Origin of the sequence: Priestia sp. FSL P4-0332, assembly GCF_038005845.1 — a bacterium.
Classification (GTDB): domain Bacteria; phylum Bacillota; class Bacilli; order Bacillales; family Bacillaceae_H; genus Priestia.
Genome location: NZ_JBBOUA010000001.1, coordinates 4,637,728 through 4,661,836 on the forward strand (window position 1 = coordinate 4,637,728; position 24,109 = coordinate 4,661,836).

Sequence of the window (24,109 nt, forward strand, 5' to 3'; positions counted from 1 at the left end):
AAGTGTGTGAAAGAAGCTTCTTTCACACACTTTCTAGTTAACGAATAATCGTCATTCGATTACGTCCTTGAAAAAATCTTCTTAGCCACGTTAAAAGAAAAGGCTTAACGATTCTGCGTGTAAACGGCAGTAAAAAGATAAAGCCTACAACATCTGTCAAGAAGCCTGGAAACAGCAGAAACAGTCCGCCAAATAGTACACACATACCATCAAGGATTTCACCGCTTGGAACATGTCCCTGGCTCATCTGACGCTGTGCCTTTTGAAAAAGAGATGTTCCTTGTTTTTTCGCTAGAAACGCACCCATAAAACTGGTAGCAATAATCAGTAAAAATGTTGACATTACACCAATGAGATGACTTGAATAAATCAAAATCATTACCTCAACAGCAGGTACAATAAGAAGGAGCGGAAGAAGCTTCCTCACCATCATCACCTCTTCGCTTATTGAATTGCCTAAACAAAAAGAGAAGGATTACCCTTCTCTTTTTTCTATCATCTACGTGTTCTTACAGTACGCTTGCGTGTCCGTTGTATACGACACCACGTGAAGCATCAACTGTAATATCTTGATCTTCTGAGAATACGCTTGTTGCGTTTTCTACGCCTACAATGACAGGAATGCTTAAGTTTAACCCTACTACAGCTGCATGGCTTGTTAGACCGCCTTCTTCTGTAATAAGAGCTCCAGCTTTTTCGATTGCACTGATCATATCGCGATCTGTGCTGTTTGTAACAAGGATAGCACCTTCAGTCATTTTTGCATTTGCTTCTTCAGCAGTTTTAGCAATAACTACTTTACCAACTGCTGCTTTACGACCAATTCCTTGTCCTTTAGCAAGAACGTCACCTACAACTTGAACTTTCATTAAGTTCGTTGCACCTGATTCTCCAACTGGAACACCAGCTGTAATAACCACTAAGTCGCCGTGTGCTACAACGCCTGTTTTCACTGCGTCATTTACAGCGTGATCTAACATATCGTCAATTGTATTTACGCGCTCACCAACAACTGGTGTAACACCCCATACTAGAGACAGACGACGTGCAACAGAATCGTTTGCTGCAACAGCTACGATTGGAGATTGCGGACGATATTTAGAAACGATTTTCGCTGTATAACCACTTTCTGTTGGCGCTACGATTGCACTAGCGTTTAAGTTAAGCGCTGTGTGTACAACAGATTGTCCAATTGCATCTGTAATAGATGGGCCAACTTGCTTGCTGCGCTGTTGTAAAATCTCAGAGTAGTTTAGAGCTTGCTCAGCACGAGAAGCGATTGAATGCATTGTTTGTACAGCTTCAACTGGGTAAGAACCTGCAGCTGTTTCACCAGATAACATAATTGCATCTGTACCATCAAAGATAGCATTGGCAACGTCACTTGCTTCCGCACGAGTCGGGCGCGGGTTGCGTTGCATTGAATCAAGCATTTGTGTAGCTGTAATAACTGGTTTGCCAAGCGCATTACATTGTTTGATTAGATCTTTTTGTACTAATGGTACTTCTTCAGCAGGAATTTCTACTCCTAAGTCACCACGAGCAACCATTAAACCGTCTGAAACTTCAAGAATTTCCTTGATGTTATCTACGCCTTCTTGGTTTTCGATTTTTGAGATGATTTGAATGTGAGCTGCATTGTGTTTTTCTAGTAGTTCACGAATTTCTAATACATCAGATGCGCGACGCACAAAAGAAGCAGCGATAAAATCAATGCCTTGTTCGATACCGAATACAATATCGCTTGCATCTTTTTCAGTGATACCAGGAAGGTTTACACTTACATTTGGCACGTTTACACCTTTTTTATTTTTTAATGTACCAGGGTTAAGTACTTTTGTTTTGATTTCACCATCAGTTTTATTGATGTCTAGTACTTCAAGACCGATTAAACCGTCATCTAAAAGGATTTTTGATCCTACGTGTACGTCATCGATTAGACCTGGATATGTAATTGAGAATTTTTCAGTTGTTCCCACTACTTCTGTCATAGAAACAATGATTTCAGAGCCTTCTTCTAACTCAATTGCACCATTTTCCATTGTATTTGTACGAATTTCAGGTCCTTTTGTATCAAGTAAGATACCTACTGTTTTACCTGTTTGTTTCGCAGCTTCACGAATGTTAACAATACGTGCACCGTGCTCTTCAAAGTCACCGTGAGAGAAGTTTAGACGACAAACGTTTAAGCCTGAGTTAATTAGTTCAACTAATTTTTCTACACTTTCACTCGCTGGTCCAATAGTACATACAATTTTAGTTTTACGCATTCAAATTTCCTCCTATATATTTACTATTTACTCTTTAGATAGGGCAAATAGCTATTTCTTTTACTAACCTTGTACTAGCAGGCTATGAACAAATATTTTGTTGCCCTGACTTGTTCACCTTGCTTTACGTGTAACTTATGAAATACCTACGTAGCGCTGAATCAAATAGCAAACAAATAAACAGCACTTTAACGATGAATTTCTTCATCGTTTGCTTCTTGTTTTACTATTCCCTGCAATTCATACAGCAATACTTGCTGCCTGATTTGTCTTATATATCTCACGTTTTAGAGAAAAGACAAACGCTCGCACAGCTGCTAGTAACCATAGGAAATTTTTTAAAAACACTCTTTTTCTACTTTTACTTAAAGGTTTTTGCTGTCTATAAAATACCACGAAGAACTTGTAAACACAATAGAGAAGGGCTATACAAAGCGCACAAAAACGCGCACCCTTATTTTTCAAGAGTGCACGTTTCTTTATTTTATAGTAATGGCATCGTTTTCAGCTGCAAATTGTCCGATTTTTTTGTATTTTAAATAACGCTCTTCCACTAGCTCTTCTTTTGATAAATTCATCAGCTCTTTTAATGATTTCTTGATAATGCCCTCCATGTATCCAGCTTGTGCATCGATATCTCGGTGAGCTCCGCCTTTTACCTCTGAAACCATTTCATCTACAATACCCAGTTCTTTCAAATCTGGTGCTGTAATCTTCATCGTTTCAGCAGCTTTTTTCGCAAGAGAAGAATCTTTCCAAAGAATGGCTGCCGCTCCTTCTGGAGAAATAACTGAATACGTCGAGTTCTCAAGCATATGAAGGTGATTTCCTAAACCTAATGCCAAAGCTCCTCCGCTTCCTCCTTCTCCAATTACAATGCAAATAACAGGTACAGTTAAGCCAGCCATTTCGAAAAGATTTTTCGCAATAGCTTCGCTTTGTCCGCGCTCTTCTGCCGCTTTCCCTGGATAAGCTCCTTTTGTATCAATAAAGCAAATAATTGGGCGGTTAAATTTCTCCGCTTGCTTCATTAGACGCAGTGCTTTACGGTAGCCTTCAGGATGAGGCATACCAAAATTACGGCGAATATTTTCTTTCGTATCTTTACCTCTCTGATGTCCAATCACGGTAACAGGCACGCCATTAAACTTGGCAATTCCTCCTACGATTGCTTCATCATCTCCATAAAAGCGGTCTCCATGACACTCTAAAAAGTTTGTAAACAAGCGAGAAATATAATCGAGTGTTGTAGGACGCTCAGGATGACGAGCAATTTGAACACGGTTCCATGGGCTTAGATGATTGTAAATATCGTTTTCTACTTTTTCTAAGCGATTTTCTAACTTATCAATTTCGCTAGATAAATCCACTTCTGTATTTTTAGCAAACTCTTTAAGCTCTGCAATCTTGTTTCGCAACTCAACAATTGGACGTTCAAATTCTAATTCGCTTACCACTCGATGTCACCTCCTGCTACGTGTATATCTAAAATAGTTGTTAACGTTTCTTTTAAATCATGACGGTCAATAACTCCGTCTAGCTGACCATGCTTCAACAGAAATTCCGACGTCTGAAAATCTTCTGGAAGCTCTTCTCTAATTGTTTGTTCAATAATACGTCTTCCAGCAAAGCCAATTAACGCGCCCGGCTCGGCTAAATTATAATCACCTAACGAAGCAAAGCTTGCTGACACGCCTCCTGTGGTAGGATGTGTCATAATCGAAATGATTAAGCCGCCTTCATCACTGAACATTTTAAGAGCTGCGCTAGTTTTAGCCATTTGCATCAAGCTCAGAACACCTTCTTGCATACGTGCACCGCCTGAAGCTGTGAAAATAAGGAATGGAACATGCATTTCCTTCGCTTTTTCAATGGCGCGAGTAATTTTCTCGCCGACTACAGACCCCATGCTTCCCATACGGAAGTGTGAATCCATAACAGCAACTACTACTTTAATGCCTTCAATATCTCCTTCACCCGTAACAATCGCTTCACTCAAATTAGTTTTCTCACGATCTTTTTCGAGCTTTTCAAGATAATCAGGGAACCCAAGAGGATTTTCTGACGTCATATCTTTGTCGTATTCAACAAACGTTCCGCTGTCGATTAAGCTTTCGATACGCTCTGGTGCTGTCATTTGATGATGATATCCACAGTTTAAGCATACTTTTAAGTTTTTATTTAACTCTTTCGTATACATTATTTTTTTACACTTTTTACATTTGGTCATAATTCCTTCAGGTACATCTTGTCTCATATGCTCAGAAGGAATCGTAGCATATTTTCGTTTTTTTGGAGTTTTTGTGTTTTTTGTAAATAAATCTCGTAACAAGGTGTAACCTCCTTTTGGTTCTTTTCTTTATCATAAGAACCTTTATTCTTCCTCTTCTTCTACTACTATTTACAAGTTGTGAAAATCCGCCTCAAATACAAATCAAGTGACGGATAGACAAAAATTGGACGAATTGTTCGCTTCACTTTATTAGTTGCTATTTACTTTACTAGATGACTGTTTGATTTTGTGTAGAAAGATGGCATGTCTCTTTCGACAAATTCCTTCTTTCACACTTGTTTGTAGCACTGATGGTGAAGATTTAATACAGCTGCTTCATCTTTTTTAGCTAACGCCTCTACTAATTCACTTATCAGAGTGTCGCTTGGCGCTGAGTTTTGTTGAAAAGTTTGAGAAAAGCGGCAAATAATCAGCCAGATTCGGTGTAATAGCCGATTAGGCTGCAAAGAAAACAAATAGTCAAACAAGTTCTTCAAACAATCGTCATTCTGCTTTTGAATTGCTTTCGAAACATTGATTTCGTCCTGTTCCGCTAAAACAAAATACAAACAGCTCTTTTCAAGAATATATCTCGTCTGAATTAAATCTGATTTTGTTTTACCGTCTTGTACTAAAAAAGTAGCTAATAAATCAATAAATTGATGATCCCCTACTTCTTTAATAAACGTACCTTCACCTCTTCTAGTTTCAATCAACCCAATTAGCTCTAACGCTCTGAGCGCTTCTCGAACGGAAGAACGTCCTGCGCCTAACCGTTCAGAAAGCTCTCGTTCTGACGGGATTTTATCCCCCGTAGTTAAACGATCGTCTTCCATTAGCTGGCGAATTTGTTTTAGAATTTCTACATATACTTTTGAACGTTCATTCTTCAAGTTTACTACCACTCACTTTACATTACTTTAACAGGCATGCTTGAAGCATCATGCCTGTCAAAGAACAGTTGATGTAACCTTATTCAATAATCGCTAAGCGACGTGTATTTTCAGCTACGGCTTCTGGCTTTACTTTTATTCGGGCAACGCCTGTTTCCATAGCTGCTTTTGCAACAGCGGCGGCTACTGCCGGAGCCACTCGTGCATCAAATGGACCTGGAATCACATAGTCTGTATTCAAGTCCTCTTCCGTAATTAAATTAGCAATGGCCTCAACTGCAGCCATTTTCATTTTTTCATTAATATGAGTAGCACGTACATCTAGTGCACCTCGGAATATCCCCGGAAACGCTAAGACATTGTTCACTTGATTAGGAAAATCAGAACGTCCGGTGCCGATTACTTTCGCGCCAGCTTTTTTAGCTTCTTCTGGCATAATTTCAGGCACCGGATTTGCCATTGCAAAAATGATTGGATCTGGATTCATCTTTCCAATCATCTCCGGTGTGAGTGCTCCTTCAACCGAAACTCCAATAAATACGTCCGCTTCTTCTAACGCATCAGCTAACGTACCTTCTACTTTGCTTCGATTTGTATAGGCTGCAACTTCATCTTTTATACGGTTCATGCCGTGAGGACGCTTGTCATAAATCGTTCCTTTGGAATCACACATAATGATATCGCGCACTCCATAGCTGTATAATAATTTAATAATAGCAATGCCAGCAGCTCCTGCTCCATTCGCTACCACTTTGATTTGTGACATTTTTCTTCCTGTCAACTTCAGGGCATTAAGAAGGCCCGCTACCGTAACAATAGCCGTCCCATGCTGATCATCATGAAAAACCGGGATATTTGTTTCCTTTTTCAACCGCTCTTCAATTTCAAAACAGTTAGGAGCCGCAATATCTTCTAAATTAACGCCTCCAAAAGTAGGTTCTAGCAACTTAACAGTTTCTATAATTTTGTCCACATCTGTCGTGTTTAAACAAATTGGGAATGCATCTACGCCGGCAAAACTTTTAAAAAGGACAGCTTTCCCTTCCATTACTGGCAGAGCAGCTTCAGGACCTATATTGCCCAAGCCCAATACGGCAGTGCCATCAGATACAACAGCTACCATATTTCCTTTCATCGTATATTCATATACATTGTTTACATCATCATATATTTCTTTGCAAGGTTCTGCTACACCAGGGGAATAAGCAAGGCTTAAATCCTCTGCGTTTCGAACAGGAATTTTGGACTTTGATTCTAGTTTACCTTTGTTAATGCGGTGCATATGCAATGCTTCTTCACGTAAAGACAATGAATTTCACTCCCAATAAACAAAATGATAACAAATACTGCGCCTGAACCATGTTCTTTCCCACACTCATATGATGTTATAAATCCAATTGCATTTCATTTCAAGAAAAACGCATCTAATTCGTATATTTCATAAAAAACGGTGGTCAGACCACTTTTTTAACTATTTTACCATATAACATCACATGAAATCTGTAAAGACTATATCTTCTTGAACACAACGTGCTTCTCTCCTAGCATTGCTTTTAAAGTTTTTATTAACTCGTCGCTTCGTTCAATAGAATAGTGAACGGGAAGCTTGACCAATTGACGTTCTGCCTCATAATAAATTTTCACGGGGATTTTCCCTCTATGAGACTGAAAGTGCTGGTAAATAGTATGAAGCAGCTTTTCTGTACCTTGCTTTGTTTCTATACGTAAGTATAATTCTTCTGACGGTAGTTTTTGAACCGCCTTGCTAGCAGCTTCAGCACGTTGACAAACAATTTGCTGCTGCCCATTTCTTTCATCTATCTTTCCTTGTATCAGTAAAACCTTACCTTGTTCAAACAGCAGACGATTCTGCTCAAATACGCGGGGAAACGCAACAACTTCTCCTTCTCCACTTTCATCCGTGATACGTAAAAAGGCCATTTGCTCTCCTTTTTTCGTTCGAATGACGCGAATTTCCAACACAAATACTAAAAGAGAGACCGCTTTTCCTGAAGCGTATTCTTTCATATCGTGAAGAGAAACAACAGAATAAAAGGAATTCAGTGCTTCATACTGAGAAGCAGGGTGACTTGATAAATAAAAACCTAGCATATCTTTTTCATACTGAAGCCGATCTTCTATTTTCAGTTCCTCTTTTTCCATGTATTTAGGCTTTAACGAAAATTCAGCTCCAAATCCAAAGTCATCATCTGGGAGTACCAAGCTTGCATGTTCAAACGCTACATCAATCGTTGCTAATAAAGTAGCTCGATTTTCTCCAAACTCATCAAAGCCTCCAGACAGAATCAAAGCTTCAAGCGCCTTTTTATTCACGGCTTTTTGTGAAACACGGGCACAAAAATCAAATAAGTCTTCAAATCTTTTTTTCTTTCGCTCTTCTGTTATTTCCTGCATAGCTGCTGCACCAATATGTTTAATCGCTGCAAGGCTATACCTTATACTTTCACCTTCTACGTTAAACGAATACATGCTCTTGTTAATAGAAGGCGGGAGAACTTGTATTTTTTTTCTTTTTAGTTCATTAATGTATTGAGCAATTTTCCCTTCGTTTCCAATAATGCTCGTTAGTAAAGCTGAAAAGAACTGTAGCGGGTAATGTGCTTTCAAATAAGCTAACTGATAGGCTACCATACTGTAAGCAACAGCATGACTTCGGTTGAAGCCATAATCAGCAAAACGCACAATAAGGTCATACACTCGATTAGCAACGGATAGGTCATATCCTTTCTTCTTGCTTCCTTGGATAAAATGAGCTCGTTCACGATCCAGCACTGCCCGTTCTTTTTTACTAACTGCTCTTCTCAACAAATCTGCTTCTCCAAGAGAAAAACCGGCCATTTTTGAAGCAATCTGCATAATTTGCTCTTGATACACGATAACGCCGTGCGTGGATTGTAAAATGTCTTTAAGCGTAGGATGATCATATATTACCTTCTCCACTCCATGCTTGCGCTTAATATAGGTTGGAATATTTTCCATCGGACCAGGTCTATACAGCGCGTTAACTGCTACAATATCTTCTAGCTCTGTAGGTTTTAATTGCTGAAGCACCCTTCTCATTCCATCTGACTCTAGCTGAAAAATACCGGTCGTATCCCCTTTACTCAGCAGTTCAAAAGTTTTCTGATCGTTAAATGGTATATGAGACAGTGACAGCTTTCGATTCATGTCCCGCTCAATTTTCTTTAAAATATGATCTAAAATGGTTAAGTTGCGCAAACCTAAAAAGTCCATTTTCAAAAGCCCAACGTCTTGCAGAGCTTCCATTGGATATTGAGTCAGATATACATCATCATGTCCTTCTTGTACAGCTACAGATTGCGTCAGCGGCTTCTCACTAATCACAACGCCTGCTGCATGCGTAGAAGTATGCCTTGGCAGTCCTTCTATCTTCATGGCAATGTTGTACCATTGTTTTCTGGCTTCATTTTCAGATAAATAGTCTTGAAGAACTCTTGAATCACGAAGAGCGCTTTTTAACGTTGTACCTGGTTTAGTTGGAATTGCTTTGGACATTTTGTTTAGCGCCTCTTGATCAAATCCCATCACTCTCCCTACATCACGTACGGCTGCTTTAGCTGCTAATGTTCCAAATGTAATGATTTGAGCTACATGCAGCGCTCCATATTTTTGAGCCACATACTGAATGACTTGATCTCGTTTGTTATCAGGAAAATCAATATCAATATCAGGCATCGAAATACGTTCAGGGTTTAAAAAGCGCTCAAATAAAAGCTGATGCTGAATTGGATCAACATTTGTAATTCGCAAGGCGTATGAGACCAGTGAGCCTGCCGCTGAACCACGGCCTGGGCCCGTTAAGATACCGTGTTCATGAGCATAATTCATAAAATCCCATACGATAAGAAAGTAATCACTAAAGCGCATATTTTCAATAATGTTCAGCTCATAATCCAAGCGTTCCTCGTATTGTTCCGTGATCACTTGAAATCTTTCTTGCAATCCTTTTTCGCAGAGAGTGCGCAAGTAGGCTGATGATGTAACAGACGGGGGAACAGGATATTTTGGAATGGACATTACGCCTAGAGAAATTTCGAGCTCGCATCGTCTTGCGATTTTTATACTTTCTTCTATTAAAAAATGCTGGTCATGAAAGAGATCTTCCATTTCGTCAGGTGATTTGAAATAGTACTCGCTGCTCTTACTTTTTACCTCTTCATCTTCATCTTCATCGCTATGTAATTTCTCTCCGTCTCGAATAGCTGCTAAACACTCATATGCATCCCGATCTTCTTTTTTTAAATATTTCACTTGATTCGTCGCAACAAGCGGGATATTTTCTTCAGCAGCAAGTTCCGTTAACTGCTGATTTATAAAAGCTTCATCCTGTCCGTGGCGCTGTATCGATATATACAAAGACTGCGAATATACTTTTTTAAAGAATTGAAGGACTTGCTTGGCATCTTGAAGTTTGTTTTCTGCTAGCAGGGTTTCAATCTCTCCAGTTACACCGGGTGTAATAGCAATCAACCCGCCGCTGTAATGATGGAGCCATTTTTTATTTACACCGTGTTTTTCCTTGGTTTGAACTAAACTGCTTAGTTTTAATAGATTTTCATATCCCTTATCATTTTCCGCTAACAAAACTAAAGGGTACGCTCGCTCGCTTTCTTCATGTTCTAGGATTGATAATGTGAGCCCAATAATTGGCTTGATCCCCGCTTTCACGCAGGCTTTATAAAAAGGAATGACTCCGTACATCACGTTTTCATCAGTCAAAGCAATCGCTTCATAGTTCATTTTCTTAGCTGTTTCTACAAGTTCATGAATACGAACGGAACTGCTTAGTAAGCTATAAGAACTTTGAAGCTGCAAGTGAACAAAAGGCACAGGACTTCCCACCTTTCTTTAATTCTTTATTCTTATTATAAATTTTGTTGCCGGCGTAGACAAATTACATAACTCTGAGCGTTTGTCCATATATATGTAGGAAGCGTGATTCATTGATAAAATAGTAAAGGAGGACACGTCATGACAAAAGAGCCTTTTATGTCTCTTTTCATTTGGAGTTACTTCACTTCATTAGGTATTATTTTAGGCGGTTCATTAATTGGAGCATTTGCGGGGTTTTTAATTGGAAAATCTCCTTTATACGTCATGCATACCCTCAGCAATAGTTTGAAAATCTGGGCAATTGTCGGAGCAATTGGAGGAACATTTGATACGTTTTACAGCTTTGAGCGAGGACTCTTTGAAGGAGCCACAAAAGATGTATTCAAACAAATCCTTTTAATTCTATCCGCTATGGGAGGAGCTCAGACCGGGGCTCTTATCATCAAGTGGTTAACTCAGGAGCATTTTGTATGAGGGTACCCAGCGAGCGAATGTTCAAGCGCTCCGACTGGCAGCGTTTTTTTGCCGGTATAGTCATTGGAGCAATTGTTAGCTGGGGGGTGTTTTTAACGATTTATGGCGTTTCAAGAGATAAAGAGCTAGAAGAAGTTCGAATTGCTAATGATAAGCTAGAAAAAGCAAATTTGCAAATTAGCGCATGGCAAGAAGATGTAAAAGCATTAAACAAGGAAATGAAGCAGCATTTGATTATTCAGAATGTGAAAGTAAAATTAGTAAACGGCAATCGTTATAAAGTAAACTCTGTGGTTGAATACAATATTCAAAAAAGCGTCGACGAAGAAGCACAGCACTTAATTGCCCAAGATATTGAAAGTGCGTATCGAAGCAGGGATATCTTAAAAAAAGCAATTGAAAATAAAAAATACGAATTCGATAAAACGATTTATGAAGTTGAAGTTCATCAAATTTATTTTTATACAACGCTTTCGATTGAAGTTCGAATTAAAAAGATGGAAAAAGTACTATAAAAAGCCGCTGATTTAAAATCAACGGCTTATTTTACAGATTACTCCTGACTGCAGAGCTCTTCTAAATCAAGTAGTAAAGGCTTTACTTCTTCCCATGAATAAATGGAAGCGCCGGACGCAAGAGGATGGCCTCCTCCGTTGTATTTTCTAGCAATTGTATTAATGACAAGCTCTTTTGAACGAAGGCGAACACGAATTTGATTTTCTTCCTCCACAAAAAACACCCACGTTTTTACTCCATCAATTTGCCCTAACGAACCGACTAGCTGAGAGGCATCAGCTGGTGTCACATCATATTTGCGAAGAATTTCATTTGGAATTTTCATATGAGCAACTCCTGCTGGAGACATCGTAAAGTTTTGCAGCACATATCCATGTAAGTGAGCGACGTTTTCTTTTGTTTTGTATAACTGATCATATACATCTTTAAAATTGAAACCATATTGAATCAATTCACTTGCATAGCAAAACGTTTTCGGCTTTGTATTTGGAAATAAAAATCGACCCGTATCTCCGACGATACCGCTGAAGATCAGCTTTGCTCCTTCATCATTCAGAGATAATCCTTTTTCTTTTCCTTCCAAGTAAAATTCATAAATCATTTCGCTTGTTGAAGAAGCAGACGTCTCAACCCAAAGCAAATCACCATAAGGAGTTTGGTTTGGATGGTGATCAATTTTAATGACCATTTTTCCATTTACGTAGCGCTGATCTGATACTCGTGCTTCATTAGCCGTATCACAAACGATGACAAGCGCATCCTTGTAGGTGTCATCAGCGATGTCATCCATACGGTATAAAAATTTTAATGACTCCGCTTCTTCTCCCGTTACGTATACCTTCTTCTCCGGAAAAGATGTTTTTAACAATTCCGCTAATCCGCACTGAGATCCGTATGCATCTGGATCTGGACGAATGTGCCGGTGAATAATGATGGTGTCAAACTGCTTAATAGCTTCTAATATTTGTGCTTTCATTTTCTCTCTCCTGTCAATACTGTTCTTGTTTTATGTACGCACCACATGCACTTACACTTCCACAGCGCTGTATCCATATTATTTATTAAATCATATCTCTTCTCTTTTTTAAAAGAAGAATCAATCACTAGTAGAATTTTCTGTCATCGACCTGTAAAATAATAGATACTACTGTAAACACTTTCAACACTACGCATTACTAACATCTAGAAACATTACAGATAGAAATACACCGGACTGGAGGGGCGTCTGTGCCATTTTTTATGATTTTAATCGTTGTGTCCTTTGTTTTCTACATGTATTTAAAAGTAAAATACGTACGTTCGAAACGCCCAATGGAACGAAAATGGATTTCCGCTAAGTCGAGTATTTGTCTTGGCTCTTTTGTATTATTTTTTGGAATCAATCAATGGTTTATTTACGAAACAAGCCTTTCGCTTATCATCGGCATACTATTTGTATTATTCGGTTCAGGCAGCATATTAGCCGGTATCAAAGCTTACAAGTACTATCAGCCTTATGCAATAAAAGAAGCTGATCAAATGTAAAAGAAGCTGCAGAGCAGCTTCTTTTTTTATACTCTTTCCAATAACTGAGCCATCATCATCGCTTTCCCTACTACAACCCCGGCATTGTAGACTTCTACATCTAATTTAGCAAACTTCCGACCAAGTTCTAATAGCTTAGGACGAATTTCAATTACGCTTTCAATTTGAACTGGCTTAATAAAATAAACGGTGATGTTTTCAATAACCAAATCACCTTTTTTATATAAGCGAAGAACACGATTGGCGGCTTCCGTTACAATAGTAGTGAAAACTCCGTATGAAATAGTCCCCATATAATTCGTCATTTGCGGCGTTACTTCACAGCGATACACCGGTGCTTCTTTTGTCTCTTGTACATCCATAAATTGATTGGTTACAATGTCGTCAATGGTTTCTCCTACCTGCGGTTGACGCTGAATCATTTGCAGCGCCTTTAAAACATCTTGACGGCTGATAATGCCCTCTAGCCGGTGGTAATCATCCACTACAGGCAGCACTTCAATCCCTTCCCATACCATCATATGCGCAGAAGAAGCGACCGATGTTTTCCCATGAACCGTCATGGGATTTTTCGTCATTACTTTTTCAATTGAAGTAGAAAGGTCATATCCAATAACATCTTTTGAGGTGACCATACCGTGAACTTTCATATGCTGATCCACTACAGGAAAACGACTGTGGTGAGTCTTATCGTTACATTCATGCCATTTTTCAATCGTATCGGTTAACTGCAAGCTAACCGCTTCAGAGATAGGTGTTAAAATATCCTCTACAAGCACAATTTCTTTTTTTATCAGCTGATCATAAATGGCACGATTAATCATCGTTGCAACTGTAAACGTATCATAGCTCGTTGAAATAATAGGAAGCTTAAGATCATCCGCAAGCTGCTTAACCCATTCTTCCGTATCAAAGCCGCCCGTAATTAACACGGCTGCTCCTGCTTCAAGAGCTAATTCATGAGCGTTTACTCGATTCCCTACGATAAGAAGGTTTCCGGCCTCGGTATACCTCATCATAGCATCAAGCTTCATCGCTCCAATAACAAACTTGTTTAACGTTTTATGCAAACCTTCACGTCCGCCCAGCACTTGTCCATCCACGATGTTTACTACTTCAGCAAACGTGAGCTTTTCAATGTTTTCTTTCTTCTTTCGTTCAATTCGAATGGTCCCAACTCGTTCAATCGTTGAAACATATCCTTTATTTTCCGCGTCTTTTATTGCTCGGTACGCCGTGCCTTCACTGACATTCAGTTCTTTGGCAATTTGGCGCACTGAAATTTTTTCACCAATTGGAAGCGAATCGATATACTGTAAAATTTGCTCATGTTTTGTCGCCACGTGTACTTCACCCTTCTAAAACGTTTTTACGTTTCATATGTCTTTTCTTTTATTATACGGGGGAAGTGAAATGGATTCAATCTAACCTCTTTGACGCAAAGGCTTTCTCGCACTATTTTTTTGAATACCTGCCTTCTTGCGGCGCGGTGCATAAAGCAGTGATGACAAATTGCCTCCGGCTACAAAAAGAGCAAAGGTAAGCCAGCTTATACTAAAAATCCCTTGCAAACTCGAAGTTGTTAACACTAAGTGCGGCATTGCATAGTAAAGCATCACTCCGCATAATAAAAGCGATAAAATAACTCGATTTTTTTCCATAGCTCTCCCTCCTTATTATTACTATCGTATGCAGGGAAGTAAAAAAAGCAGAACGTTTCTTTACAAATAAAAAGAGATTAAGACATAACTGCATCGATTCAATCTAAAGACGAACAAATGTGAGACATGAGCTGAACCGCTTGTGACACCGCAGTTGATTTCCGTGCAAGACTTCGCTTTCCGCGGGCGGCCGGTGAGCCTCCTCGTCGCTTGCACTCCTGCGGGGTCTCACCTATTCCGCTTTTCCCGCAGGAGTCTTCGTCTTGCCCTCCAATCAACAGCTAGAAGCCGCTACATATATGAAACCTACGTTCACCATAACAATAAAAAAAGAACGAGTGATCGATATTATCGATTACTCGTTCTTTTTTAACTTTAACTGAAATCGTTTTGTCCCAGCCTCTATTTATGATTAAAGATCCAATCCTTCTCCAACTTTTAATACTTTTCCTTCAATACCAGATAAAGACTCAATAAATTGATGAGGATCTTGCTTAATTACAGGGAATGTATTGTAGTGAATTGGCACAACAAGCTTTGCCTGCACCCATTCCGCCGCGATAGCCGCATCTTCAGGTCCCATTGTAAAGTTATCTCCAATTGGAAGAAATGCTACGTCAGGCTCATGGCGACCAATTAACTTTAAATCAGAAAATAAAGCCGTATCTCCAGCATGATAAATTGTCTTTCCTTCAATCGTTAAAAGCAAACCAGCCGGCATTCCTGTATAAATAATTTTCTCATTATTTTCTGTATAACTTGAACCGTGGAAAGCTTGCGTCAATTTTACCGTGCCAAAATCAAATGTATAGGCTCCGCCTATGCTCATTGGATGTACGTTTAAGCCTTGCCAGCTAAGATATGTAGCTAATTCTGCTACTGCCACAACAAGTGCACCGCTGCGCTTAGCAATTTCAACCGTGTCGCCTACATGATCATTATGGCCATGAGTCAGTAAAATCACATCTGCTTTTACATCTTCAGCATTTAAATCTGTTAATTCATTTCCAGTGATAAACGGGTCAATTAAAATTGTTTTTCCTTTTGTTTCAATTTTAACAATAGAATGTCCATGGTAAGAAACGTGCATCATTTATTCTCTCCTTTTACACTAACCTTTTCTATATTCTACCCGTCCGTTTTGGTTACAAAACAAGTGAATACGCGGCTATCATATCACAAACTGCGCAAAAACATGCCTTATTATGCTTGCTCTAATAAAGTTGTTGCATCAGCGTAAGTGAGACCGTGTGCATCTGCTACAGCCGCGTAAGTGACAAACCCATTTAGGGTGTTGATACCTTGAAGAAGGGAAGGGTTTTTTAAGCATGCTTTTTTATATCCCTGACTTGCTATTTGCAGAGCATAAGGCACCGTTACGTTGGTCAGTGCTAAGGTCGACGTGCGGGGAACAGCTCCTGGCATATTAGCAACAGCATAATGCAAGACCTCATGCTTCGAATAAGTCGGGTTATCGTGAGTGGTAATGCGATCAGTTGTTTCGAAAATCCCCCCTTGATCAATAGCAATATCAACTACAACGGATCCTTTTGACATCGTTTGAACCATTTCCTCGGTGACAAGCTTTGGCGCTTTAGCTCCCGGTATGAGAACCGCTCCTATCACTAAATCTGACTCTTTTACAGATTGTGCGATATTATAGTGATTTGACATTAATGTCGTCACTTCTTTACCAAATAAATCATCAAGCTGGCGAAGGCGATCAGCGTTTAAATCAATTATTGTAACATCAGCCCCTAATCCGACCGCAATTTTAGCAGCATTGGTTCCTGCTACTCCTCCTCCAATAATTGTTACTTTTCCTCTTTGCACGCCTGGAACTCCACTTAATAAAATCCCTTTGCCACCTTTGGTTTTCTCCAAAAATTGAGCTCCAATCTGAGAAGACATTCTTCCTGCAACTTCGCTCATTGGCGTTAACAGAGGCAAGCTTTTGTTTGGAAGCTGTACAGTTTCATAAGCAATGCCTACCACCTTTTTATCAATCAATGCTTTCGTTAATGCTTCTTCAGCTGCCAAATGTAAATACGTAAACAAAATCAGTCCTTCACGAAAATATCCGTATTCTTCTGAAATCGGTTCTTTTACTTTCATAACCATTTCAGCATCCCATGCTTCTTTTGCAGTATTTACGATAGAAGCTCCTGCATTTGTGTAATCTTCATCATGGAATCCAGAGCCTTCTCCTGCCTGTGTTTCAATATATACATCATGCCCACCGTTAACTAAAGCTGTAACACCAGCTGGAGTAATAGCTACGCGATTTTCATTGTTTTTTACTTCTTTCGGCACTCCAATTTTCACCTTTATCCCTCTTTTCTTATATCAGTGATTAACTGAAAAAAGAACGCCACACCAAATCCTTTAGAAAATCGGATTTACTATGACGTTACCTTTCGATAGAACTCAGCATAATCCTGCTTTTCTTAGTCTATATACAGTATATGCATCTAGTTATTCATATAGTTCGTTATCACTCTGTGCTTCTGGATTTTCGACTACAGAAGCCATAGCATCGCCAATGACGCCGCTTGAATAAGAATCCATCAGCTGTCTTGATGTCTCTTTTTCTCCTTCAAAATCATATTCATATACATGCTGCGGATGTTTTTTGTCTTTCATATGTCACTTCTCCTTTTTCACTCTATTTTCTTTACGAATGTGAACTTCACTTCATAATCCCTTACATGATCTTTTCTATTTTCTTCTTAAATGCTCTAGTTATACCATTTATCTCACATCAAAAAACGCCCGCAGATTTTTCTGCGGACGTTTTGATAACTTTTTTATATCGATGTTTTTTCGTGCAATTCATCTTTAGCTAGCTGAATTGCTTTTTTTACTTGTTCAAATCCTGTTCCTCCCGCGCTATTACGGCGATTAACAGCTGTTTTTGGACTTAATACATGATAGATGTCTTCCTCGAATAAATCTGACGCTTCCTTATATTGCTCAAGCGGCAAATCCATTAGGTAGATATTTTTCTGAATACAAACGAGAACCAGTTTCCCAACCACTTCATGTGCTTCACGAAACGGCATACCTTTTGAAGCAAGATAGTCAGCTAACTCCGTTGCATTTGAAAAATCTTGTTTCGTAGCTTTTTCCATAACATTTGTTTTTACTGTCATTGTTTCGATCATGCCAGCAAAAATGGTCAAACATCCTTCAATCGTTGTAACCGTATCGAACATGCCTTCTTTATCTTCTTGCAAGTCTTTGTTGTATGTTAAAGGCGTGCCTTTTAACACAGTCAATAGACTAAATAAATGACCATATACTCGTCCTGTTTTACCACGAATTAACTCCGCCATATCAGGATTTTTCTTTTGAGGCATAATACTGCTGCCCGTTGCGTACGTATCATCCATTTCAATAAATTGAAATTCTTGACTAGACCATAAAATTAACTCTTCACAAAAACGAGATAAATGCATCATTAAAATAGAACTGTTGCTTAAAAACTCTAAAATAAAGTCACGATCGCTGACAGCATCCATACTGTTTTGATAAATCCCATTAAAGCCTAGAAGCTCAGCGCTATAATGACGATCAATTGGGAATGTTGTACCAGCTAAAGCTCCTGCTCCTAAAGGAGATAAATCAATACGCTTCAGCGATTCCGCATAACGTTCAGCATCGCGCTTGAACATTGAAACATAAGCCATTAAATGATGAGCAAAAGAAACCGGCTGCGCGCGCTGCAAATGTGTGTAGCCTGGAAAAATGGTTTCAACATGCTGATCTGCTTTTGTAAGCAATACATCTTCTAGATTTTCAATCAGCCCTACAATTTGCTGAACATGCTTTTTTAAATATAAGTGCATATCTGTAGCAACTTGATCATTACGGCTTCGACCCGTATGAAGCTTTCCTCCAACCGGACCAATTTCATCAATTAATAACTTTTCTAAATTTAAATGAATATCTTCATATTGAGCAGAAAATGTTAATTCTTTCTTCTTAGCTTTTTCAAGCAGTGTTTGAAGGCCTTTTTTAATTTGTGACGCTTCATCTCCAGAAAGAATACTGCATTTCTCAAGCATTGTTACATGTGCTAAACTGCCTTCAATATCTTCTTCTACAAGATGCTGATCAAATGAAATCGACGCACCGAACTCGTCAATCCATTGTTCAGGGCGTTTCGTAAAACGCCCTCCCCAAAGTTTGGTCATACCGTTGTCACCTTCTTTTGATTTACCATGCTGCTCACTTGTGTTGGAAGTCCCCATAATGAGATAAAACCAACTGCTGCATTGTGATCAAATTCATCTTCTTTTGTATATGTTGCAAGTTTTTCATTGTATAAAGAATTAGGAGATTTACGTCCCTCTACGATAGCATGCCCTTTAAATAGTTTTACTCTCACTGTTCCATTCACATATTGCTGCGTATCTTTTAAGAATGCAAGCAGTGAATTTGTTAATGGAGAGAACCATAAACCTTCATAGATAACTTCTGTTAATTTTTTCTCAATCACTGGTTTAAAGTGCGCTACTTCTTTCACTAATGTTAAATCTTCAAGCTCTTTGTGTGCTTTAATTAATGTCATAGCAGCTGGACACTCATATACTTCACGTGATTTAATTCCCACAAGACGGTTTTCTACATGATCAATACGTCCAACTCCGTGCTTACCTGCAATTTCATTCAATTCTAGAATTAACTGAGCTAGCGTGTAAGATTGACCGTTTAATGATACTGGAACACCTTCAACGAATTCAATTTCTACTACATCCGCTGTGTCCGGAGTGTTTTCAAGAGAAGCCGTTAGGTCATATGCTTCTTCAGGTGGAGCTGCCCAAGGATCTTCAAGAACGCCACACTCGTTACTTCTTCCCCACAAGTTTTGGTCAATTGAAAATGGGCTGTCTAAGTTAATTGGAATTGGAATATTCTTTTCTTTTGCATACTCGATTTCTTCTTCACGAGACCATTTCCAGTCACGAACAGGAGCTAAAACTTCTAAGTGTGGATTTAATGCTTTAATTGATACTTCGAAACGCACTTGGTCATTTCCTTTTCCCGTACATCCATGTGCGACAGCTACTGCATTTTCTTGTTCTGCTACTTCTACAAGCTTTTTAGCGATTAGCGGTCTAGATAGTGCAGATACTAATGGATATTTTCCTTCATATAATGTGTGTGCTTGAAGTGCTGCTAACGCAAATGTATTGGCATATTCTTCTTTTGCATCAATCACATATGATGATACCGCTCCAACTGTTAAGGCTTTTTCTTTAACGAATTTCAAATCTTTTCCTTCGCCTACATCTAAACAGCAAGCTACTACATCGTACCCTTTTTCCTGTAACCATTTAATTGCAACTGATGTATCTAAACCTCCGGAATATGCTAAAACAACTTTTGGATTACTCATTATCTATTCCTCCCACAAATTATATATATATTAATACAACCGTTTTAATTTTTATTCATTTAATCTACTATTACTTTAACAACTTTTTAATCTATTTTCAATAGTTATTCAAAAAAAAGTATATAAATTCACATTTATTTTAATTTAATAGGGTAAAATCTCTTAAAATACTGTAAAAATAGACATGAATGAATATTTCTTTCTTACATACTGTGTATATTTATATGCATAAATCAAGTATAAATGATTTATTTTTCATTTACAGTAGCTGTGGCTTTTGTCATTGTATAAAATGGAAGGGAAGAGGTGAAAAAATGGAGCGCTTTTTTACTTATGACAACAGACTCGGTATAAAAATTCCTGCTCTTGAAAGAGAATGGACATTCTATTCTGAAAAAGTTCAGCAGGATATCCTCCTAACATGGGAATCCATTCGGGGACAGATTCCAGACAAAATTCAATCTTTAGAAAAGAGTATTAATCAAAAACAAGCGGCGTTAGAAGATGAGACTAATTTTATCCGCTCTTGTGAATTAAATAGCGAGATAGGAGAACTTGCTTCTATTATTAATGATTTGTGGATTTGGTATCGAACAAATGAGGAAATATCAAAAAAAGTTCACGGATAGACAAAAAAACGAGTCTCATGAAAAATTAATGAGACTCGTTTTTCTTATCCAGCAAATAGCGGTATTGGTAAAAGCGCTTTGCATAATCTGTCACTTGTTTGGCCATTCGATAATTCATCCCTCCGCCAACCATCATACTCACAATTGGCAAACGATTATAAACTTTTCGCTTCGCAGCGAATATAGCTAGCGTTTTCCCGATTTGCACAACGATTTTTTGCAGCCACGTTTTATCTACAATTTGATCAACACCTTCATAAAAATACGGGTCAAATTCTTGGCTTAACTCACTCTTTAATTGATGCCACCCCTGAGCCTGAAGGTGTCTAGGTAACGTTGCTGCATGGAAAACTTTTAGCGTTAGCATAAGCTCTGAAGGTGTCTGGATATGATAGCCGTAGCTCATTGCTGCCTGTTGCACCGCTTGAATATTCATGCATAAAACAGCAGGTATATCAATACCGACTAGCAGCGATTGTCCGGTTCCTGAAAGTGCTCCTTGACTCAGCGCATACAATCGAAGCTTGGCCATTTGCTGTTCGCATATATAAGAAAGCTGATCTACTTGAAGGGAATTCATTTCTGACAGATCTGTGATATCCTCTTTGAATACACGGGCGGTTTCAATAATTCGTTTTGTCGCTTGAGTTTGCATTTCCGTACCTTGAATTAATGCAGTTAACTGAAAGAGTCCCTCATCAATTTTATGTAAATAGGTCTCACGAACAGAAGCTGGAATTAAGTTAAGCCCTTTTTCTAACCACTCTTCGTACAATAACTCCATCTCAGTTGCTTCTACACTCTGTAAGCTCTCTTCCCATTTATAGATTTCTTCTAAAAGCTGTTCTTCGCGATTCGTTAGTATCATCATGTCACCCTTTCAAGAAATAAGTAGTTTTATTTTTATTATAACAAATAATGCATCCGTTACATTTTGCTTCCTATATTATTTCTTTCTTCTATACGTTGTAAACCTTCTTTCAACCGTCGGCTACTTACGCTATATAAAAAAGCTGATTTCCTCACAAGGAAATCAGCTTTTCGTTAGTTTGCCTGACAATTTATGAGAATTCATGCATTGAAGAGGCAGTTTATGAACTTAAATATTCGCTAAACGAGTAACGTCACGTGCAATCATAACTTCTTCGTCTGTAGGAATAACCATAACTTTAACTGGAGAATGAGGGTAGCTAATAAATGCTTCTTCTCCTTGTACACTATTTAAAGCTGGATCCCAATAAACGCCCATAAACTCTAAACCGCGAAGAACACGAGCACGTACAACATCACTGTTTTCTCCAATACCTGCTGTGAAGATGATTGCATCTACACCAGACATACGAGCAGCATAAGAACCGATATATTTATGAATACGGCTAGCAAATACTTCAAGTGCTGTTTCAGCGCGTTCATTGCCTTCAGCGCTTGCTTTGATTAGATCGCGTAGGTCACTAGAAATACCAGATACACCTAAAAGACCACTTTCTTTATTTAATACATTTAATACTTCGTCAGCAGTTTTTCCTGTTTTCTCCATAATAAATGGAATTAATGCAGGGTCAATGTTACCTGAACGAGTTCCCATTGCTACACCAGCTAATGGTGTGAAGCCCATTGATGTATCAATTGACTTGCCGCCTTCAATTGCAGCGATACTTGCACCGTTACCTAAGTGACAAGAAATTAAGCGTAATTGTTCGATTGGACGGCCAAGAAGCTCAGCTGCACGCTCAGAAACATATTTATGAGATGTGCCGTGGAAACCGTATTTACGAACGCCATACTTTTCATAGTACTCGTACGGTAAGCTGTACAAGAATGATTTTTCTGGCATTGTTTGATGGAATGCTGTATCGAAGACTGCTACAGCTGGAACATTTGGAAGAATATCTTGGAACGCTTTAATTCCCACAATGTTTGCTGGGTTGTGAAGCGGTGCTAAATCAGATAAAGCTTCAATTTCCGCTAGTGTTTCATCTGTGATTAAAACAGAATCAGCAAATTTCTCTCCGCCGTGTACTACACGGTGACCTACACCAGTGATTTCATCGTATGATTGAATGATGTTTTGAGAAAGTAACTTTTCAACTAAAATTTTAACTGCAACAGCATGGTCAGGGATTTCTGTAATATCCGTTTGTTTTTCACCATTTACCGAGATCGTGAAAACAGCGTTATCTAAACCAATTCGTTCTACTAAACCTTTTGTTAATACCGTCTCACTTGGCATTTCAAATAATTGAAACTTAAGTGAAGAACTGCCGGCGTTGATTGCCATGATTTTTGACATAAAAAAACAGCTCCTTCTTTATTATACGTGCATCATAAACATAACGAACAGAACATAAAAGTGTAATCTCTACAATATTCTATGCATTTCGACACGATTTCTATCCTTATTCATTTAATCATTCACGACAATAGATTTCAAGAGCTATACATCATGAAAACGCTACCGGAAAATATTCATTATTTTCGAAAAAGACTTACTTTTTATTAACGCTGAACCATTGGTCCATTTGAGCCATAATATCACTCATTGCTTCTCGATTACTGAACTTCGGCAAATTCACAAGCAGCGCTTGATCAGGCGCTGTTACCCCTTCTCCCTGCTTTTGAAGAATGATAATACTCTTAGCAGCCTGCTCTTGTTTGAACATTGAAAGCGGCAGCTGAACGATTCCTTGAACGATTGCTTCCTCTTTTAGCAACGGCTGTAATAAATGAGACTGTTCAGATTCGAACAAGTTATTTGGAATAAGGGCTACTACGTATCCTCCATCTTTTACATGACGCAAGCTTTGTTCAATAAATAAGTGATGAGCATAGGTGTGACCTTCTTCAGCTCTTACCTTATACTCTTTTGCCCCTTCGTCGTTTGGATAATAACCAACAGGAAGGTCACAGACAACTAAATCAACAGGATCAATAAAAAGCGGCTGTAAGCTGTCTTGGTTGAATAATTGAACGCCATGCTTCTGTAAATTTGCATTTACATATGTCAATTGAAGTAATAAATCATCCACGTCTACACCGTATACGTGTTCAATTGACGCAGCGTGTGTATTTAAAATTGTTGTTAATAAGTTCCCTGCTCCTACTGCTGGATCTAAAAGCGTATATTTATCTTTTCCTGCCATGAACTTTCCAACTAGGTAGCTGACAAATAGTCCTACAGCATCAGGCGTCATTTGATGGTTAGGCTGAACTGCTTCTTTCATGCCTTTTAAAATAGCCAGCTGATACGCTTTTCGAATCGTTTCTTTTTCAAAATGATCAAGCGTGATTGAATCGTACTCTTTTTTCAAACGTTTTTTAGTTACCTCATCTAGCTCTTCTTGTAAAATAGTTCCTTGAAACAAATTTTCTCCCGTTTCAGCTACTGCTTCTAAATATACGCAGTTTAGTTCTTTTCTTAAAATAATAGCTGTTTGATCAATTACACCAAATAGCTTTTCCATACTAGCTAACTGACTCATGTTCTGCCTCCTGTGTAATGAAATAATATCTATATAAATGAGTAAACGTCCTATTTGGAACAACATATTTTATCATAAAAACTTCTTAAAACACAAAGAAGGCGAAAAACATTGT

At 38.5% G+C, this 24,109-nt stretch carries 23 protein-coding genes; 4 read left to right on the plus strand and 19 right to left on the minus strand.

Features of this window, described 5'->3' with window-relative positions:
• Positions 1-37: 37 nt before the first annotated feature.
• The 7 genes from MKY06_RS24305 to dnaE all read right to left on the minus strand — a co-directional run bounded on the left by MKY06_RS24305 (position 38) and on the right by dnaE (position 10,307).
• Complete coding sequence (locus MKY06_RS24305; protein ID WP_035438703.1) at positions 38-430, minus strand: FxsA family protein; 393 nt, start codon at positions 428-430, stop codon at positions 38-40.
• 79 nt (positions 431-509) lie between these two features.
• A complete protein-coding gene (gene pyk / locus MKY06_RS24310) occupies positions 510-2,270 on the minus strand; it encodes a pyruvate kinase (protein WP_013059449.1) in 1,761 nt (586 codons plus the stop codon).
• A 479-nt stretch (positions 2,271-2,749) separates the two neighbouring features.
• Positions 2,750-3,727, minus strand: coding sequence for an acetyl-CoA carboxylase carboxyl transferase subunit alpha (accA, locus tag MKY06_RS24315; protein ID WP_013059450.1), 978 nt, complete (start codon positions 3,725-3,727; stop codon positions 2,750-2,752).
• Positions 3,721-4,602, minus strand: coding sequence for an acetyl-CoA carboxylase, carboxyltransferase subunit beta (gene accD / locus MKY06_RS24320; RefSeq protein WP_013059451.1), 882 nt, complete (start codon positions 4,600-4,602; stop codon positions 3,721-3,723). The genes accA and accD overlap by 7 nt, the downstream gene beginning before the upstream one ends.
• 230 nt (positions 4,603-4,832) lie before the next feature.
• Positions 4,833-5,435, minus strand: coding sequence for a FadR/GntR family transcriptional regulator (locus tag MKY06_RS24325; RefSeq protein WP_029320009.1), 603 nt, complete (start codon positions 5,433-5,435; stop codon positions 4,833-4,835).
• A 79-nt stretch (positions 5,436-5,514) separates the two neighbouring features.
• Positions 5,515-6,744: an NAD(P)-dependent malic enzyme gene (locus tag MKY06_RS24330; RefSeq protein ID WP_013059453.1), complete on the minus strand. Its 1,230-nt coding sequence runs from the start codon at positions 6,742-6,744 to the stop codon at positions 5,515-5,517.
• A 200-nt stretch (positions 6,745-6,944) separates the two neighbouring features.
• Entirely contained in the window at positions 6,945-10,307 is a 3,363-nt protein-coding gene (dnaE, locus tag MKY06_RS24335; RefSeq protein WP_289919959.1) for a DNA polymerase III subunit alpha, read from the minus strand.
• Between the two features lie 141 nt (positions 10,308-10,448).
• Between dnaE and MKY06_RS24340 the strand changes: the two genes are divergently transcribed.
• Positions 10,449-10,784 (plus strand): YtrH family sporulation protein, encoded by a 336-nt coding sequence (locus MKY06_RS24340; RefSeq protein ID WP_013059455.1) that lies wholly within the window; start codon positions 10,449-10,451, stop codon positions 10,782-10,784.
• Entirely contained in the window at positions 10,781-11,299 is a 519-nt protein-coding gene (gene ytrI / locus MKY06_RS24345; protein ID WP_029320005.1) for a sporulation membrane protein YtrI, read from the plus strand. Before MKY06_RS24340 ends, ytrI begins: the two co-directional genes overlap by 4 nt.
• A 38-nt stretch (positions 11,300-11,337) precedes the next feature.
• Here ytrI and MKY06_RS24350 read toward each other — a convergent pair whose 3' ends face one another.
• Positions 11,338-12,276 carry a DHH family phosphoesterase gene (locus MKY06_RS24350; RefSeq protein WP_013059457.1) on the minus strand — a complete coding sequence of 313 codons (939 nt, stop codon included), beginning with the start codon at positions 12,274-12,276 and terminating at the stop codon, positions 11,338-11,340.
• Between the two features lie 251 nt (positions 12,277-12,527).
• Between MKY06_RS24350 and MKY06_RS24355 the strand changes: the two genes are divergently transcribed.
• Complete coding sequence (locus MKY06_RS24355) at positions 12,528-12,824, plus strand: YtpI family protein (RefSeq protein ID WP_013059458.1); 297 nt, start codon at positions 12,528-12,530, stop codon at positions 12,822-12,824.
• A 26-nt stretch (positions 12,825-12,850) separates the two neighbouring features.
• Here MKY06_RS24355 and MKY06_RS24360 read toward each other — a convergent pair whose 3' ends face one another.
• The 8 genes from MKY06_RS24360 to MKY06_RS24395 all read right to left on the minus strand — a co-directional run bounded on the left by MKY06_RS24360 (position 12,851) and on the right by MKY06_RS24395 (position 19,886).
• Entirely contained in the window at positions 12,851-14,167 is a 1,317-nt protein-coding gene (locus tag MKY06_RS24360) for a CBS domain-containing protein (protein ID WP_340961474.1), read from the minus strand.
• 81 nt (positions 14,168-14,248) lie between these two features.
• A complete protein-coding gene (locus MKY06_RS24365; RefSeq protein ID WP_013059460.1) occupies positions 14,249-14,485 on the minus strand; it encodes a hypothetical protein in 237 nt (78 codons plus the stop codon).
• Positions 14,486-14,583: 98 nt separating this feature from the next.
• The gene (locus tag MKY06_RS24370) at positions 14,584-14,763 is read right to left on the minus strand and encodes a hypothetical protein (RefSeq protein WP_170960227.1); all 180 of its coding nucleotides are present in this window, start codon (positions 14,761-14,763) and stop codon (positions 14,584-14,586) included.
• Positions 14,764-14,897: 134 nt separating this feature from the next.
• A complete protein-coding gene (locus tag MKY06_RS24375; RefSeq protein ID WP_013059461.1) occupies positions 14,898-15,575 on the minus strand; it encodes a metal-dependent hydrolase in 678 nt (225 codons plus the stop codon).
• 113 nt (positions 15,576-15,688) lie between these two features.
• A complete protein-coding gene (gene ald / locus MKY06_RS24380; RefSeq protein WP_013059462.1) occupies positions 15,689-16,810 on the minus strand; it encodes an alanine dehydrogenase in 1,122 nt (373 codons plus the stop codon).
• A gap of 150 nt (positions 16,811-16,960) precedes the next feature.
• Positions 16,961-17,128 (minus strand): hypothetical protein, encoded by a 168-nt coding sequence (locus MKY06_RS24385; RefSeq protein WP_013059463.1) that lies wholly within the window; start codon positions 17,126-17,128, stop codon positions 16,961-16,963.
• A 164-nt stretch (positions 17,129-17,292) separates the two neighbouring features.
• On the minus strand, positions 17,293-18,681 hold the full coding sequence (gene argH, locus MKY06_RS24390; RefSeq protein ID WP_013059464.1) for an argininosuccinate lyase: 1,389 nt from the start codon (positions 18,679-18,681) through the stop codon (positions 17,293-17,295).
• Positions 18,678-19,886: an argininosuccinate synthase gene (locus MKY06_RS24395; RefSeq protein WP_013059465.1), complete on the minus strand. Its 1,209-nt coding sequence runs from the start codon at positions 19,884-19,886 to the stop codon at positions 18,678-18,680. The genes argH and MKY06_RS24395 overlap by 4 nt, the downstream gene beginning before the upstream one ends.
• Before the next feature lie 314 nt (positions 19,887-20,200).
• Here MKY06_RS24395 and MKY06_RS24400 point away from each other — a divergent pair, with 314 nt between their 5' ends.
• The gene (locus MKY06_RS24400; protein WP_029319996.1) at positions 20,201-20,515 is read left to right on the plus strand and encodes a hypothetical protein; all 315 of its coding nucleotides are present in this window, start codon (positions 20,201-20,203) and stop codon (positions 20,513-20,515) included.
• A 25-nt stretch (positions 20,516-20,540) separates the two neighbouring features.
• Here the strand turns inward: MKY06_RS24400 and MKY06_RS24405 are convergent, their stop codons facing one another.
• The 3 genes from MKY06_RS24405 to MKY06_RS24415 all read right to left on the minus strand — a co-directional run bounded on the left by MKY06_RS24405 (position 20,541) and on the right by MKY06_RS24415 (position 23,994).
• Complete coding sequence (locus MKY06_RS24405; RefSeq protein WP_029319993.1) at positions 20,541-21,383, minus strand: EcsC family protein; 843 nt, start codon at positions 21,381-21,383, stop codon at positions 20,541-20,543.
• Between the two features lie 231 nt (positions 21,384-21,614).
• Positions 21,615-22,805 carry an acetate kinase gene (locus tag MKY06_RS24410; protein ID WP_013059468.1) on the minus strand — a complete coding sequence of 397 codons (1,191 nt, stop codon included), beginning with the start codon at positions 22,803-22,805 and terminating at the stop codon, positions 21,615-21,617.
• A gap of 196 nt (positions 22,806-23,001) precedes the next feature.
• Complete coding sequence (locus MKY06_RS24415; RefSeq protein WP_029319991.1) at positions 23,002-23,994, minus strand: class I SAM-dependent methyltransferase; 993 nt, start codon at positions 23,992-23,994, stop codon at positions 23,002-23,004.
• Positions 23,995-24,109: the final 115 nt, after the last annotated feature.